Genomic DNA, 14693 nt, shown 5'->3' with positions numbered 1-14693 from the left:
GAGGCCTCGGCCGGCAGCGCTTGGCTATCATCGCGCGCCCCGCCGTTCGCCACGGCTCCGTCCCGTCGTCTCCGCTCCGTCCTCCTTGTCCGCGCCTGTCTCGCTCAACACCGCCCAGATGCAGGCGGTTCACCACCTGGCCGGCCCCTGCCTGGTGCTGGCCGGCGCCGGCTCGGGCAAGACGCGCGTGATCACGCACAAGATCGCGCGCCTGCTGGAGGCCGGGCTGGCTCCGTCGCAGATCGCCGCCATCACCTTCACCAACAAGGCGGCGGCCGAGATGCGCGAGCGCGCCAAGGCCCTGGTGGGGGCGCGGCCGGCCAAGGGCCTGCTGATCAGCACCTTCCACTCGCTCGGCGTGCGGCTGCTGCGCGAGGACGGCGCGGCGCTGGGCCTGAAGCCGCAGTTCTCGATCCTCGACAGCGACGACGTGCTGGGCATCCTGCGCGACGCCGGCGGCACCACCGACGCCAAGACCGCGCGGCGCTGGCAGTGGGCCATCAGCCTCTGGAAGAACCAGGGCCTGACGCCGGCCCAGGCCGAAGCCGAGGCGAAGAACCCCGACGAGGTGCAGGCCGCGCGCGTGATGACGCGCTACCAGGAGCGGCTGGCCGCCTACCAGGCGGTGGACTTCGACGACCTGATCGGCCTGCCGGTGGCGCTGCTGCAGCGGCACGACGTGGTGCGCGCGAAGTGGCAGGCCGCGCTGCGCCACGTGCTGGTCGACGAGTACCAGGACACCAACGCGCAGCAGTACGAACTGCTCAAGCTGCTGGTCGGCGACGGCCAGGGCGGGCGCGACCGGCCGGCGATGTTCACCGCGGTCGGCGACGACGACCAGAGCATCTACGGCTGGCGCGGCGCGACGATCGACAACCTCAAGCGCCTGCCGCAGGACTACCCGGACCTGCAGGTGATCCCGCTGGAGCAGAACTACCGCTCGACCGGCAACATCCTGCGCGCCGCCAACCACGTGATCGCGGCCAACCCGAAGATCTTCGACAAGAAGCTGTGGAGCGAATTCGGCGACGGCGAGCCGGTGCGCGTGGTCGAGAGCGACAGCGAGGAACACGAGGCCGAGCGCGCGGTCGCGCGCATCCAGGCGCTGCGCGGCCAGGGCGGCGCGGCGGCCGGCGCGGTGGGCGGGCAGGGCATCGAGTGGAAGGACTTCGCGATCCTCTACCGCGCCAACCACCAGGCGCGCGTGTTCGAGCAGGCCCTGCGCAAGGCGCAGATCCCGTACAAGGTGTCGGGCGGCCAGAGCTATTTCGAGCGCGCCGAGATCAAGGACCTGTGCGCCTGGTTGCGCCTGCTGGTGAACCAAGACGACGACCCCGCCTTCCTGCGCGCCGTGACGACGCCCAAGCGCGGCATCGGCCACCAGACGCTGGCCGGCCTGGGCGAGTTCGCCGGCCGCTGGAAGGTGTCTCTCTACGAAGCGCTGTTCGCGGAATCGCTCGGCACGGTGCTCAGCGCGAAGGCGGTCGGCTCGCTCCACGAGTTCGGCCGTTGCGTCAACGACCTCGAGTACCGCGCACGCCAGACCGTCGGTGCCGAGGATGCGCGCGCGCTGCTGATGGGCTGGCTGAAGGACATCGGCTACGAGCAGCATCTGCACGACGGCGAGGACAGCGAGAAGCTGGCCGCGGCGCGCTGGTCGAACGTGCTCGACTTCGTCGAGTGGATCGCCAGGCGCTGCGGCGGCGAGACGGCCGACGACGGCAGCGGCCAGGAGAGCGAGCGGCGCAGCGTGCTCGAAGTGGCGCAGACCATCGCGGTGATCATCAGCCTGGCCGAGCGCGGCGACGATCAGAACGTGCTGACGCTCTCCACGCTGCACGCTGCCAAGGGGCTGGAGTGGCCGCACGTGGTGCTGGCCGGCGTCAACGAGGGCCTGCTGCCGTTCAAGACCGACGACGAATCGCTCACCGCGGCAGCGCTGGTACAGCGGCTGGAGGAGGAGCGGCGATTGATGTACGTGGGCATCACCCGCGCCCGCAGCACCCTGGCGGTCAGCTGGCTCAAGCGCCGCAAGCGCGGCCGCGAGACCGTGGCCGGCGCGCCCAGCCGCTTCATCGCCGAGATGAAGCTGGAAGAAGGCCGCGTGAAGGAAGACCCGCGCGAGAAGCTGAAGGCGCTGCGGGCGGCGTTCGCGGCCAAGGCCGCGCAGCCGGCGTCCGGCCCGACCGCCGCGGACTGAGTGCGCCGCGCGCGCCGAGGGCCTTATGCCGACGGCGCGAAAGCAAACAACGAAACGGTCGTTCCCTCGCGCGCGGCCAGCCCGGACACTCGGAAACTTTCGTTTTCGCGAAGCCTTCGCCTTCGCGGCTGACCCGATGAACTTCCAGCAACTGCGCTCCGTCCGCGAGGCGGTGCGGCTCGGCTTCAACCTCACCGACGTGGCCGAGGCGCTGCACACGTCGCAGCCGGGCGTGAGCCGGCAGATCCGCGAGCTCGAAGACGAGCTCGGCGTCGACATCTTCGTGCGCGCCGGCAAGCGGCTGACCGGGCTCACCGCCCCCGGCGAGGCGGTGCTGCCGATCGTGGAGCGGCTGCTGCACGACGCCGACAACCTCAAGCGCGCCGGCGCCGACTACGCCCAGCAGGACCACGGCCCGCTGTCCATCGCCGCCACCCACTCGCAGGCGCGCTACGCGCTGCCGCCAGCGGTGCGCGACTTCCGCGGCAGCCATCCGGGCGTGCAGTTGCAGCTGCACCAGGGCTCGCCGAAGCAGGTGGCGCAGATGCTGCTCGACGGCGAGGCCGACATCGGCATCGCGACCGAGGCGCTGGCGCAGTACCCCGACCTCGTGGCGCTGCCCTGCTACCGCTGGACGCACGCGGTGCTGGTGCCGCCCGACCACCCGCTGCTCGACGGCGGCGCCCTCACGCTGAAGCGGCTCGCCGAATACCCGCTGATCACCTACGACGCCGGCTACACCGGCCGCTCGCACATCGACGAGGCCTTCGAGCGCGAGGGCCTCACGCCCACGCTGGCGCTGACGGCGATGGACGCCGACGTGATCAAGACCTACGTGGAGTTGGGCCTGGGCGTCGGCATCGTCGCCTCGATCGCCTACGACGACGAGCGCGATCGCCACCTGCGCGCGCTCGACGCGCGCCACCTGTTCGCCGTGAACATGACGCGCCTGGCGCTCAAGCGCGGCAGCTACCTGCGGGCCTATGTGTACGACTTCATCGAGAGCTTTGCGCCGTCGCTGACGCGCAAGGTGGTGCAGCGCGCGCTCGACGGCGGCAAGGTCGAACTCTGAGCAGTGCGCGGCTCGGTCGGGTGCGACGGCCCGACCGGGACCCGATCAGATCATCGCGGCCGGATCGGCTTCGGACTCCTGCGCGAAGCGCGTCACGCGGCGCGGCAGCAGGTGCACGGTGGCGCCGGGATCGAGCGGGAAGCGTTCGCGCAGCGCATGGAACTCCGAGCGCGGCAGCTCGACGTCGATGTAGCTGCCGTCGTCCACGCGCTTGAACTCCACCCGCGTGTTAGGCCCCACGGTCAGCGCCTGCGACAGCGTCACCGGCAGCGAGCCCTCGGCCGGTGCAGCCAGGATCGCCAGCTCGTGCGGGCGTACGTAGCTGACCTCGCCGCTGACCTTCGCATCGCCCCGGCCTGCTCCGAAGCGGCCGTGGAACAGGTTCACGTCCCCCAGGAACTGCAGCACGAAGGGCGACGCCGGGTGGTCGTACACCTGGTCCGGCGGGCCGTCCTGCTCGACGCGGCCCTGGTTCATCACGACGATGCGGTCGGCGACCTCCATCGCCTCCTCCTGGTCGTGGGTCACGAACACGCTCGTCACATGCACCTCGTCGTGCAGGCGGCGCAGCCAGCGGCGCAGCTCCTTGCGCACCTTGGCGTCGAGTGCCCCGAAGGGCTCGTCGAGCAGCAGCACCTTGGGCTCCACCGCCAGCGCGCGCGCCAGGGCGATACGCTGGCGCTGGCCGCCCGACAGCTGGTGCGGGAAGCGGTCGGCGATCCAGTCGAGCTGCACCAGCTTCAGCAGCGCGGTGACCTTGCTGCGGATCTCGGCTTCGCTGGGCCGCGTGGCCTTGGGGCGCACGCGCAGCCCGAAGGCCACGTTCTCGAAGATCGTCATGTGCGCGAACAGCGCGTAGTGCTGGAACACGAAGCCGACCTGGCGCTCGCGCACGTCGGTGCGGGTGGCGTCCTCGCCGTGGAACAGCACGCTGCCGCTGTCGGGCACTTCCAGGCCCGCGATGATGCGCAACAGCGTGGTCTTGCCAGAACCCGAGGGTCCGAGCAGCGCGACCAGCTCGCCCGAGGGGATGTCGATCGAGATGTCGTCGCAGACGACGGTGGGGCCGAAGCGCTTGTTCAGGTTACGGACTTCGATGCTCATACGGCCTCCAGCGCGCTCGCGCCCTTGATCTGGTTTCTCACCCGTCGCTCCACCAGGTACTTCAGCACCAGCGTCACCAGCGCCAGCCCGGCCAGCAGCGAAGCCACCGCGAACGACGCCGCGAACTGGTATTCGTTGTAGAGGATCTCGATGTGCAGCGGCATCGTGTTGGTCTGGCCGCGGATGTGGCCCGAGACCACCGACACCGCGCCGAACTCCCCCATCGCCCGCGCATTGCACAGGATCACGCCATACAGCAGCGCCCACTTGATGTTGGGCAGCGTCACGCGCCAGAAGATCTGCCAGCCCGAAGCGCCCAGCACGCGCGCCGCCTCTTCCTGCTCGACGCCCTGCGCCTGCATCAGCGGGATCAGCTCGCGCGCGATGAACGGGAAGGTGATGAACACCGTGGCCAGCACGATGCCAGGCAGCGCGAAGATGATCTTCAGGTCGTGCTCGCGCAGCCAGCCGCCCAGCCAGCCCTGCAGGCCGAACACCAGCACGAAGATCAGGCCGGCGATCACCGGGCTCACCGAGAACGGCAGGTCGATCAGCGTCAGCAGGATGTTCTTGCCGCGGAAGTTGAACTTGGCGATACACCAGGCCGCCGCCACGCCGAACACCAGGTTCAGCGGCAGCGACACCGCTGCCGCCAGCAGCGTGAGCCGGATGGCCGACAGCGCGTCGGGCTCGACGATCGCCGCGAGATAGACATCCCAGCCCTTCTTCAGCGCCTCGTAGAACACCGCGAACAGCGGCACGAACAGGAACACCGTCAGGAACACCAGCGCGATGCCGATCAGCGTGCGGCGCACCCAGGGCGCCTCCGAGGTGGCGTTGCGCAGGTTCGTCGGAGCGACCGCCGCAGCGGGTGCAGCGGCCTTCAGGGCCAGCGTGGCGCCGGTCGTCATGTCAGTTTCCTCCCTGGCGACGGCGCGACCAGGCCTGCAGCAGGTTGATGCCCAGCAGCAGCACGAAGCTCGACACCAGCATCACGACCGCGATCGCGGTGGCGCCGGCGTAGTCGTACTGCTCGAGCTTGGTGATGATTAGCAGCGGCGTGATCTCGCTGACCAGTGGCAGGTTGCCGGCGATGAAGATCACCGAGCCGTACTCGCCCAGCGCGCGTGCGAAGGCGAGCGCGAAGCCGGTCAGCAGTGCCGGGATCAGGATCGGGAAGATCACGAGCCGGAAGGTCTGTGCGCGGCTCGCGCCCAGGGTGGCGGACGCTTCCTCGATCTCCTTGCTCAGGTCCTCGAGCACCGGCTGCAGCGTGCGCACGACGAACGGCAGGCCGATGAAGGTGAGCGCGACGAACACGCCGACCGGCGTGAAGCTCACCTTGAAGGGCAGGTACTGCCCGATCCAGCCGTTCTGCGAATAGATCGCGGTGAGCGCGATGCCGGCCACCGCGGTGGGCAGCGCGAATGGCAGGTCGACCAGCGCGTCGACGATGCGCTTGAACGGGAACTCGTAGCGCACCAGCACCCAGGCGATGACCAGCCCGAACACCGCGTTGAGCAGCGCACCCGCCAGTGAGGCGCCGAAGGTCAGCCGGTAGGACGCCACCACCCGCGGCGAACTCACCGCCTCCCAGAACGCCGGCCAGGTGAGCGTGAAGGTCTTCAGGAACGCGGCCGACAGCGGGATGAGCACGATGAGGCTCAGGTAGAGCAGCGTGAAGCCGAGCGCGAGGTCGAAGCCGGGCAGCACGCTGTGTCGCCGCAGCAGGGCGCGAGAGAGGAACACGGTCAGTACTTCAGGAAAATGATCGAACCGGCACGATCACTTGCGCGCCGCCAGGATCTGGTCGTAGATCCCGCCGTCGTCGAAGTGCTCCTTCTGCGCCTTGCTCCAGCCGCCGAAGATCTCGTCGATCGTGAAGGTGTTGACCTTCGGGAAGTCCTTCGCGTACTTCGCCAGCAGCGCGGGCGAGCGCGGGCGCAACTGGTGCTTGGCGGCGATCTCCTGGGCCTCGTCGGACCACAGGAACTTCAGGTAGGCCTCGGCCTGCTTGCGCGTGCCCTTCTTGTCGACCACGGTGTCGATCACGCTCACCGGGTTCTCGGCCAGGATGGTCGATTTGGGGTAGACCACGTCGAAGTTGTCGCCGAACTCGGCCTTGATCAGGTTGACCTCCGACTCGAAGGTCGCCAGCGCGTCGCCGATGTTGCGCTGTGCGAAGGTGGTGGTCGCCGCACGGCCGCCACCGTCGAACACCGGCACGTTGGCGAAGATCTTCTGCACCAGCTCGCGCGCCTGGGCCGGCGTACCGCCGGCCTTGATGGCCGAGCCCCAGGCGGCCACATAGCTGTAGCGACCGTTGCCGGTGACCTTGGGATTCGGGATCACAACGCTGACGCCGGGCTTGGCGAGATCGGGCCAGTCGGCGATCTTCTTCGGGTTGCCCTTGCGCACCAGGATCACCGTGACCGAGGTGGTGGGCGCGGCGTTGTTCGGCAGCCGCTTCGCCCAGTCTTCGGGGATCAGCTTGCCGCGGGTGGCGATGGCGTCGATGTCGCTCGACTGGTTCATCGTCACGACGTCGGCCTCCAGACCGTCGATCACCGCGCGGGCCTGCTTGCTCGAGCCGCCGTGGGATTGGTTGATCGTCACGTCCTCGCCGCTGGCCTGCTTCCATTGTTTCTGGAAGGCCGGGTTGATCTCCTTGTAGAACTCGCGCGCCACGTCGTAGCTGACGTTCAGCAGCGTCGGCCCGGCGGCCGTGGCCCAGCCGGCGGCCAGCAACAGGGGAGAAACGATCAGTGCGCGCCGCAGCGACGAAGGCAGGAGAGACATGATGTGGCAGGGCCCGGAGTCCCCGCGGAAAGGTCGATGGGAGCGGATGCTAGGGACCGTCGCTTAAAACGGGAACGACAGATTCGTCGAATGCTTATGAGAAAAATGGCGTAGCCAAACGCCGACAGGCGCCCAGCAAGTGGGCGCCTGCTCTCGAAAAAATCCCGGTGCTTACTTCTTCGTATAGATCTGATCGAACACACCGCCGTCGGCGAAGTGGGTCTTCTGCGCCTTGGCCCACCCGCCGAACACCTCGTCGATGGTGAACAGGTTGACCTTCGGGAAGTTCTTCGCGTACTTCGCCGCGACCTTCTCGTCGATCGGCCGGTAGAAGTTGCGCGCGGCGATTTCCTGGCCCTCCGCGGTGTACAGGTACTCGAGGTAGGCCTGGGCCACGTCGCGGGTGCCCTTCTTGTCGACCACCTTGTCGACCACCGTCACCGGCGGCTCGGCCAGGATGCTCAGCGGCGGGTAGACGATGTCGAACTTGTCGACGCCGAACTCCTTCAGCGAAAGGTGAGCCTCGTTCTCCCAGGCCAGCAGCACGTCACCGATACCACGCTCGGCGAAGGTCACCGTGGAGCCGCGGGCGCCGGAATCCAGCACCGGCACGTTCTTGAACAGGTTGCCGACGAACTCGCGCGCCTTGGCATCGTCGCCTCCGGGCTGCTTGAGCGCGAAGCCGTAGGCCGCCAGGTAGCCCCAGCGGGCGCCACCCGAGGTCTTGGGGTTCGCGGTGATCACCGACACGCCCGGCTTCACCAGGTCGTCCCAGTTCTTGATGCCCTTCGGGTTGCCCTTGCGCACCAGGAAGATGTAGGTGGAGGTGTAGGGCGAGCTGTTGTGCTTCAGGCGCTTCTGCCAGTCGGCCGGCAGCAGCTTGGCCTTCTCGCCGATCTCGTCGATGTCGTAGGCCAGCGCCAGCGTCACCACGTCGGCGTCGATGCCGTCGATCACCGAGCGAGCCTGCTTGCCCGAGCCGCCGTGCGACTGCTTCACGGTCACGTTGTCGCCGGTCTTGCCCTTCCAGTACTTGGCGAAGGCGGCGTTGTACTCGACGTAGAGCTCGCGCGTCGGGTCGTAGGAGACATTGAGCAGGGTCACGTCCTTGGCGGCGGCGGCACCGGCGGCCAAAACAAGGATCGAGGCGGCGAGCGCGCCACGGACGGAAGCGAAACGGGTCATGAAGGTCCTCGGGATCACGGAATCAGGGCGGGAATGAGCGAATGGGGAGATGCTAGAAAGCGCCGCTTCAACGCGGAACGAATGAAAGCAAGGACGCTTATGCGTTTCTCGAAGAAGTCTCAGGCGCGATTGGGCTGCGGCGTCAGGCGCAGATAGGGCGTGACGGCGGTATAGCCCTTCGGAAACTTCTGCCGGATCAGTTCGGCGTCCTGCAGCGCGGGCACGATCACCACGTCGTCGCCGTCCTTCCAGTTCGCCGGCGTCGCGACGCTGTGGTATTCGGTCAGCTGCAGCGAATCGATGACGCGCAGGATCTCGTCGAAATTGCGCCCGGTCGAGGCCGGGTAGGTGATCGTCAGGCGGATCTTCTTCGCCGGGTCGATGACGAACAGCGAGCGCACCGTGGCGGTCGTGCTGGCGTTCGGATGGATCAGGTCGTAGAGCTCGCTGACCTTGCGGTCGGCGTCGGCCAGGATCGGGAAGTCGACCACCGCGTTCTGGGTGCGGTTGATGTCCTCGATCCACGCGCCGTGCTTGTCGACCGGGTCGACCGACAGCGCAATCACCTTGACATTGCGCTTGGAGAACTCGGCCTTGAGGCGGGCCGTCAATCCGAGCTCGGTGGTGCAGACGGGCGTGAAGTCGGCCGGGTGAGAGAACAGCACGCCCCAGCTGTCGCCGAGCCACGCGTGGAACTGGAGCGGACCCTGGGTGGACTGTTGCTCGAAATCGGGGGCGATGTCGCCGAGTCTCAGGCTTGGCATGGTGGAGCTCCTGGATGGGATGGAGGCAGGGAATCGAGGAGGAAGGACGACCCGCGGCGGTGTGCCGCCCCTCGGACCGCGAACGACCACTCGGCCAGCGTCGCGCGTTCGAGCCGTTGCTCGCGGGCGAGGCGCGCGCTCATCGCGGTGACCCAGCGCCGCGCCAGCGGCAGCGGGCCGAAGCCGGCCTCGGCGTTGATGTGCCCGGCGTCGCCGAGCGTCAACCAGGCGCTGCCCCAGCGCTGGGCCCAGCGGCGGCTGCTGGCGGCGGTCATCCAGGGATCGGTGTCGCTGGCCACCACGGTGCTCGGCACCGCGAGGCGCTGCTGAGGCAGCAGCCCGGCGACGCCGAACTTGTCGGGGTCGGCCGGCGCGACGAACAGCGCGGCGCGCACCGGCGAATCGGGCCGCTGCGCCAGGTGGCGGGCCAGCGCGAGGCAGCCGAAGCTGTGCGCGACCGCGACGAACGAGTCCGGCTCGCCGCCGCGGCTGCGCCCCGCCGCGCGCTCCAGTGTCGCGTCGACGCGGGCGGCCCAGCGTTCGAGCTGCGGGTTGGACCAGTCGCGCTGCACCACGCGCTCGGCGTCGCGGTACTGCGACTGCAGCCAGCTCTGCCAGTGCACCGGCCCGCTGTCGTTCAGGCCGGGCACCACCAGCAGGCGAGGCACCTGGAACGCCGCGGTGCGCATGGCGTGCGGCCTACAGCGTGGCGATCGACACTTCGGTCGACTTGACCAGCGCGATCACTTCCTTGCCGGGCACCAGCTGCAGCTCCTTGACCGAGCGCGTGGTGATGACCGAGGTCACGATCAGTCCGGCCGGGGTCTCGACGTCGATCTCCGACACCACCGGCCCTTCGATGATCTCCTTGACCTTGCCGCGGAACTGGTTGCGGACATTGATGGCGGTGATGCTCATGCGGGGACTTCCTCTTCAGTGCAAAACCTGAAGGTAGCCTTCACCGCTTCTGCAACCAACGAAGCTCTTCGCCTGCCCACATGCGCAAACCGCATGTGGGCCCGCGCGGCGGGCCGCGCTCAGCGCACCGGCTGCCCGATCGTGCGCACCGTCGTCACCAGCGCCTCGGCCTGCGCCGCCGGCAGTGCGACCAGCGCTGCGCCGCGCGCGGCTTCCAGCGTGCGCGCCAGCGTGGTGGCATGCGGCAGCAGCGTGCCGAAGAAACGCAGCTCGGCGCCACGCGCCACGAGCACGGTCGGGAAGTTCTCGATGTCAAGGTCGAGCGGCGCGAGCGCATCGCTGTCGTCCTCGATGTCCACCCACACGCAGCGCAGCGCCGGCTGCTCGCGCGCCAGCGCCTCGAAAACCGCACGGTAGTCGCGGCAGGTGCCGCACCACTCCGCACACAGGCAGGCCACCAGCCAGTCGTCCTCGTTGCCGCCCCGCGCGCTCGTCGTCATGCCGGCAGTGTGCCTGTGCGGCTGCGGCGCGCGGGGCGGTGGGGGAATGGGTCGGGCCGCTGCCCCCTCAGACCGCCCACCGCAGCCGATGGGCCCGGTACGGATCGGGCAGCGCCTCCGAGACCACGGGCTCGGCGGCCGGCTGCTGCAGCACGCGCTGCAGGATGGCTTCCTCGCGCGCGGCGAAGCCGGCGTCGCCGCGCGAGCGCGGCCGGGCCAGCGCGATGCGCTCGTCGAGCACCACCTGGTGGTCCTCGATCAGCAGCACGCGATCGGCCAGCGCCACCGCCTCGGCCACGTCGTGCGTCACCAGCAGTGCGGTGAAGCCGTGGCGGCGCCACAGGTTTTCGATCAGGCGCTGCATCTCGATGCGCGTCAGCGCATCCAGCGCCCCCAGCGGCTCGTCGAGCAGCAGCAGGCGCGGTGCATGCACCAGTGCGCGCGCCAGCGCCACGCGCTGGCGCTGGCCGCCTGACAGCACCGCCGGCCAGTCGTCGGCGCGCTCGGCCAGGCCCACCTGCGCGAGCGCCTCGCGGGCCCGTTCCTTCGCATCACGCCCCTCGAGGCCGAGCGCCACGTTGTCCAGCACGCGCTTCCAGGGCAGCAGGCGGGCGTCCTGGAACATCACGCGCAGGTCTCGGCGCTGTGCGAGCGGCTCGTCCGCGCCGTCGAGTGAGATGCTGCCGCGGCTCGCACTCTCGAGTCCTGCCACGAGCCGCAGCAGCGTGCTCTTGCCGCAGCCGCTGCGGCCGACGATGGCGACGAACTCGCCGGGCTCGATGCGCAGGTCGATCGCATCGAGCACCACACGGTCGCCGAATTGCTTGCCGACGCGGTCGAGCCGCAGTGCGGTACCGCGCGGCGTGTCGTTCGTGCTGCGCACGATGGCCGGCGCCTCGGCGGCGGCCGGCGCGCCGCGCGCATCGGTCCGGCGCGTGCCGGCCCACGCGAACTCGGGCGCCGTCGCGACCGCGAGTTCGTTCAGTTCGAGTTCGAGGTGGTGCATGGTCGTGCCGCAGCGGAAGAGAAGGGGGACGTCACGGCACCGACCGGTAGCCGGGATGCCAGCGCAGCCACCAGCGCTCGAGCGCCTTGGCCGCCAGATCGGCCAGCTTGCCGAGCAGCGCGTAGAGCAGGATGCCGACCAGCACGACGTCGGTCTGCAGGAACTCGCGCGCGTTCATCGTCATGTAGCCGATGCCGGCCTGCGCCGAGATCGTCTCGGCCACGATCAGCAGCACCCACATCAGGCCGAGCGCAAAGCGCAGGCCGACCAGGATGTTCGGCAGCGCGCCCGGCAGGATGACCTGCCGGTACAGCGCGAAGCCCGACAGCCCGTAGCTGCGCGCCATCTCGATCAGCGCCGGGTCGACCGCGCGGATGCCGTGGAAGGTGTTCAGGTAGACCGGGAAGAACACGCCGAAGGCGACCAGGAAGAGCTTGGCGCCCTCGTCGATGCCGAACCACAGGATGACCAGCGGGATCATCGCCAGCGGCGGGATGTTGCGCACCATCTGCAGCGTCGAATCGAGCGCGGTCTCGAGCGTGCGGAAAGTGCCGGTCGCGAGGCCGAGCACCAGGCCCAGGCCGCCGCCGATCGCCAGGCCGGCGAAGGCGCGCCAGGTGCTGGTGGCCACGTGCTGCCACATCTCGCCCGATGCAGCCAGCGTCCAGAACGCCTTCAGCACCGCCCAGGGCTCGGGCAGGATGCGGGTCGACAGCCAGCCCAGCTGCGACGCCAGCTGCCAGCCGCTCAGCAGGGCGACCGGCAGCAGCCAGGGCAGCAGGCGGCGCAGCGCGGCCCCGGAGGTCCGTCGCGGCGCAAGCCGGGACGGCGCGGCACCGCTCGCCGGCGCGGGCTCGGCGGCATCGATGACGGACATGGTGGGCTCCTTCCGGCCGTCGATCAGCTGGCACTCACGCGCACCGGCGCGACGGCCGGCGGCGGCACGAAGCTGTTGGCGACGATCTCGCCGAACGGCCCGCTGAGCACATGGGTCGCCGCCGCCGCGCCGGTCTCGCGCTGCAGCGGCAGCAGCGGGAACACCAGCTCGGCCACGCGGTGAGCCTCTTCAAGGTGCGGATAGCCCGACAGGATGAAGTGATCGAGCCCGAGCGCCGCGTACTCCTTGATGCGCGCGGCCACCTGCTCGGGGTTGCCGACCAGCGCCGTGCCGGCGCCGCCGCGCACCAGGCCCACGCCGGCCCACAGGTTGGGCGAGATCTCCAGGCCCTCGCGGATGTTGGCGCGGTTGAACTTGCCCTTGTTGAGCTCGGCCATGCGGCGCTGGCCCACCGAATCCATCTGCCCGAAACGCTGCTGTGCGGCGGCGATGGTGGCGTCGTCCAGGTGCGAGAGCAATGCACCGGCAGCGCGCCAGGCCTCGTCCTCGGTCTCGCGCACGATCACGTGCAGGCGGATGCCGAAGCTCAGCGTGCGCCCGTGCTTCGCCGCGCGGCGCCGGATGTCGGCCACCTTCTCGGCCACCGCGGCCGGCGGCTCGCCCCAGGTGAGGTAGGTGTCGAACTGCTCGGCCGCCAGCTCGTGCGCCGCCTCCGACGAGCCGCCGAAGAACAGCGGCGGATAGGGCTTCGCGATCGGCGGGTAGAGCAGCTTCGCGCCCTTCACCTGCAGATGCCTGCCGTCGAAGTCGACCGCGTTCTGCGGCTCGTGCGAGCGCGCGATCACCTCGCGCCAGATCTTCATGAACTCGACCGACTGCTCGTAGCGTTCGGCGTGGCTCAGGAACTGGCCGTCGCCGGCCAGCTCCTCGGCGTCGCCGCCGGTCACCAGGTTCACCAGCAGGCGCCCGCCGGACAGCCGATCGAAAGTGGCCGCCATGCGGGCCGACTGCGACGGCGCCACCAGCCCCGGCCGCAAGGCGACCAGGAACTTCAGGCGCCGCGTCTCGCCGATCAGGCTGGACGCCACGACCCACGGGTCCTCGCAGGAGCGACCGGTCGGGATCAGCACGCCCTCGTAGCCCAGGCTGTCGGCCGCGATCGCGACCTGGCGGAAGTAGTTGTAGTCCGCAGCGCGTGCGCCTTGCGCGCTGCCGAGGTAGCGCGAGTCGCCGTGGGTGGGAATGAACCAGAGCAGCTTCATCGCTCGTCTCTCCTTCGTCTTCGGTCGTGTCGTTCTTGTTGTCTCAGCGGGCGGCGTTCGCGAGGCGCGCCGCCCCCGGGGCGCCGGGCTGCCACACGATCTCGGCCACCGCCACCGGCTTGGGGATCAGCCCGAGCTGCTGGAAGGCATCGGCCACACGCTGCTGGTCGGCCACCAGCGCCGGCGACAGCGGCTTCACCGGCGATGGCGGGCGGCGCGAAATGAACAGGTGCACCGTCGCCAGGCTCAGGCCGCTGAAGTCGGCGATGAACTGCGCGGACTCCTTGCGGTGCGACTGCACGTAGGCATCGGCCCGCGTCAGCTCGTCGAGCAGGACCTGCACCGCTTGCGGGTGGTTCTGCGTGAACGCGGTCGATGCCAGGTAGAAGGAGTTGTTGCCCGACAGGCCCACGCCATTGCTCAGCACGCGCGGTTGGATGTCGAGCTCGGTCGCGGCGTAGTAGGGGTCCCAGATGGCCCAGGCGTCGACGCTGCCGCGCTCGAAGGCGGCACGCGCGTCCGACGGCGGCAGGTAGATCGGCGTGATGTCGCTCCACTGCAGCCCGGCCTGCGCCAGCGCGCGCACCACGAGGTAATGCGCGCTGGAGCCCTTCTGGAACGCGACCTTCCTGCCCTTCAGGTCGGCCAGCGTGCGCAGCGGCGAGTCGGGCTTCACGAGGATGGCCGAACTCTGCGGCTTGGGCGGCTCGGCGCCGACGTAGCGCAGGTCCTTGCCGGCCGCCTGCGCGAACACCGGCGGCGAGTCGCCGGTCAGACCGATCTCCAGGCTGCCGACCGCCAGTGCCTCCAGCAGCTGCGGCCCGGCCGGGAACTCGATCCACGACACCTTGCTGTCGGGAAAGCGCTTCTCCAGCGCACCCTGCTGCTTGAGGATCACCAGGTTGACGGCGCTCTTCTGGAAGCCGATGCGGATCTCCTTCGGTGCGGCCGGCTGGCTGTGCGCCCCCGGCGCGAACCCCAGCAGCCCGGTGGCCAGCGCCAGCACGCCGGCGAACAACGCATGTCGATGGAAGCTCATCGCCGT

At 69.4% G+C, this 14693-nt stretch carries 15 protein-coding genes; 2 read left to right on the top strand and 13 right to left on the bottom strand.

Translation table 11 applies throughout. The features are described 5' to 3' along the window. The first annotated feature begins 85 nt into the window (after positions 1-85). On the top strand, positions 86-2200 hold the full coding sequence (locus MPE_RS00620; RefSeq protein WP_041929483.1) for an ATP-dependent helicase: 2115 nt from the start codon (positions 86-88) through the stop codon (positions 2198-2200). 136 nt (positions 2201-2336) lie between these two features. Further along, positions 2337-3272: a CysB family HTH-type transcriptional regulator gene (locus MPE_RS00615; protein WP_011827728.1), complete on the top strand. Its 936-nt coding sequence runs from the start codon at positions 2337-2339 to the stop codon at positions 3270-3272. A gap of 45 nt (positions 3273-3317) precedes the next feature. Here MPE_RS00615 and MPE_RS00610 read toward each other — a convergent pair whose 3' ends face one another. From MPE_RS00610 to MPE_RS00550, 13 genes are all read right to left on the bottom strand, one after another. Continuing rightward, positions 3318-4376, bottom strand: a complete 1059-nt coding sequence (locus tag MPE_RS00610) for a sulfate/molybdate ABC transporter ATP-binding protein (RefSeq protein ID WP_011827727.1) — start codon at positions 4374-4376, stop codon at positions 3318-3320. Further along, entirely contained in the window at positions 4373-5287 is a 915-nt protein-coding gene (gene cysW / locus MPE_RS00605) for a sulfate ABC transporter permease subunit CysW (RefSeq protein WP_011827726.1), read from the bottom strand. Before cysW ends, MPE_RS00610 begins: the two co-directional genes overlap by 4 nt. A gap of 1 nt (position 5288) precedes the next feature. After that, a complete protein-coding gene (gene cysT, locus MPE_RS00600) occupies positions 5289-6125 on the bottom strand; it encodes a sulfate ABC transporter permease subunit CysT (protein ID WP_011827725.1) in 837 nt (278 codons plus the stop codon). A 36-nt stretch (positions 6126-6161) separates the two neighbouring features. Continuing rightward, the gene (locus MPE_RS00595) at positions 6162-7175 is read right to left on the bottom strand and encodes a sulfate ABC transporter substrate-binding protein (protein ID WP_011827724.1); all 1014 of its coding nucleotides are present in this window, start codon (positions 7173-7175) and stop codon (positions 6162-6164) included. A 171-nt stretch (positions 7176-7346) separates the two neighbouring features. Next, a complete protein-coding gene (locus MPE_RS00590) occupies positions 7347-8360 on the bottom strand; it encodes a sulfate ABC transporter substrate-binding protein (protein ID WP_011827723.1) in 1014 nt (337 codons plus the stop codon). Between the two features lie 119 nt (positions 8361-8479). Then, positions 8480-9124 carry a peroxiredoxin gene (locus MPE_RS00585; protein ID WP_011827722.1) on the bottom strand — a complete coding sequence of 215 codons (645 nt, stop codon included), beginning with the start codon at positions 9122-9124 and terminating at the stop codon, positions 8480-8482. After that, on the bottom strand, positions 9112-9813 hold the full coding sequence (locus MPE_RS00580) for an RBBP9/YdeN family alpha/beta hydrolase (RefSeq protein ID WP_011827721.1): 702 nt from the start codon (positions 9811-9813) through the stop codon (positions 9112-9114). Before MPE_RS00580 ends, MPE_RS00585 begins: the two co-directional genes overlap by 13 nt. Before the next feature lie 10 nt (positions 9814-9823). Further along, positions 9824-10042, bottom strand: a complete 219-nt coding sequence (locus MPE_RS00575) for a TOBE domain-containing protein (protein WP_011827720.1) — start codon at positions 10040-10042, stop codon at positions 9824-9826. Positions 10043-10161: 119 nt separating this feature from the next. Next, positions 10162-10542: a thioredoxin family protein gene (locus MPE_RS00570; protein WP_011827719.1), complete on the bottom strand. Its 381-nt coding sequence runs from the start codon at positions 10540-10542 to the stop codon at positions 10162-10164. Between the two features lie 67 nt (positions 10543-10609). Continuing rightward, entirely contained in the window at positions 10610-11548 is a 939-nt protein-coding gene (locus MPE_RS00565; RefSeq protein WP_011827718.1) for an ATP-binding cassette domain-containing protein, read from the bottom strand. 31 nt (positions 11549-11579) lie between these two features. Then, complete coding sequence (gene ssuC / locus MPE_RS00560; protein ID WP_011827717.1) at positions 11580-12425, bottom strand: aliphatic sulfonate ABC transporter permease SsuC; 846 nt, start codon at positions 12423-12425, stop codon at positions 11580-11582. A 23-nt stretch (positions 12426-12448) separates the two neighbouring features. After that, positions 12449-13648 (bottom strand): FMNH2-dependent alkanesulfonate monooxygenase, encoded by a 1200-nt coding sequence (gene ssuD, locus MPE_RS00555; protein ID WP_011827716.1) that lies wholly within the window; start codon positions 13646-13648, stop codon positions 12449-12451. Positions 13649-13691: 43 nt separating this feature from the next. Then, positions 13692-14687: an aliphatic sulfonate ABC transporter substrate-binding protein gene (locus MPE_RS00550; RefSeq protein ID WP_011827715.1), complete on the bottom strand. Its 996-nt coding sequence runs from the start codon at positions 14685-14687 to the stop codon at positions 13692-13694. Positions 14688-14693: the final 6 nt, after the last annotated feature.

It is taken from the genome of Methylibium petroleiphilum PM1, assembly GCF_000015725.1.
Lineage (GTDB): Bacteria > Pseudomonadota > Gammaproteobacteria > Burkholderiales > Burkholderiaceae_C > Methylibium > Methylibium petroleiphilum.
Note: the sequence above shows the minus strand (reverse complement) of the source record. Positions and strands in the feature narration are given on the sequence as shown.

Excerpts from the sequence above, each read along its gene's own strand:
- MPE_RS00615 (WP_011827728.1), top strand. The coding sequence starts at position 2,337 with ATGAACTTCCAGCAACTGCGCTCCGTCCGCGAGGCGGTGCGGCTCGGC.
- MPE_RS00610 (WP_011827727.1), bottom strand. The coding sequence starts at position 4,376 with ATGAGCATCGAAGTCCGTAACCTGAACAAGCGCTTCGGCCCCACCGTC.
- cysW (WP_011827726.1), bottom strand. The coding sequence starts at position 5,287 with ATGACGACCGGCGCCACGCTGGCCCTGAAGGCCGCTGCACCCGCTGCG.
- MPE_RS00595 (WP_011827724.1), bottom strand. The coding sequence starts at position 7,175 with ATGTCTCTCCTGCCTTCGTCGCTGCGGCGCGCACTGATCGTTTCTCCC.
- MPE_RS00590 (WP_011827723.1), bottom strand. The coding sequence starts at position 8,360 with ATGACCCGTTTCGCTTCCGTCCGTGGCGCGCTCGCCGCCTCGATCCTT.
- MPE_RS00585 (WP_011827722.1), bottom strand. The coding sequence starts at position 9,124 with ATGCCAAGCCTGAGACTCGGCGACATCGCCCCCGATTTCGAGCAACAG.
- MPE_RS00580 (WP_011827721.1), bottom strand. The coding sequence starts at position 9,813 with ATGCGCACCGCGGCGTTCCAGGTGCCTCGCCTGCTGGTGGTGCCCGGC.
- MPE_RS00575 (WP_011827720.1), bottom strand. The coding sequence starts at position 10,042 with ATGAGCATCACCGCCATCAATGTCCGCAACCAGTTCCGCGGCAAGGTC.
- MPE_RS00570 (WP_011827719.1), bottom strand. The coding sequence starts at position 10,542 with ATGACGACGAGCGCGCGGGGCGGCAACGAGGACGACTGGCTGGTGGCC.
- MPE_RS00565 (WP_011827718.1), bottom strand. The coding sequence starts at position 11,548 with ATGCACCACCTCGAACTCGAACTGAACGAACTCGCGGTCGCGACGGCG.
- ssuC (WP_011827717.1), bottom strand. The coding sequence starts at position 12,425 with ATGTCCGTCATCGATGCCGCCGAGCCCGCGCCGGCGAGCGGTGCCGCG.
- ssuD (WP_011827716.1), bottom strand. The coding sequence starts at position 13,648 with ATGAAGCTGCTCTGGTTCATTCCCACCCACGGCGACTCGCGCTACCTC.
- MPE_RS00550 (WP_011827715.1), bottom strand. The coding sequence starts at position 14,687 with ATGAGCTTCCATCGACATGCGTTGTTCGCCGGCGTGCTGGCGCTGGCC.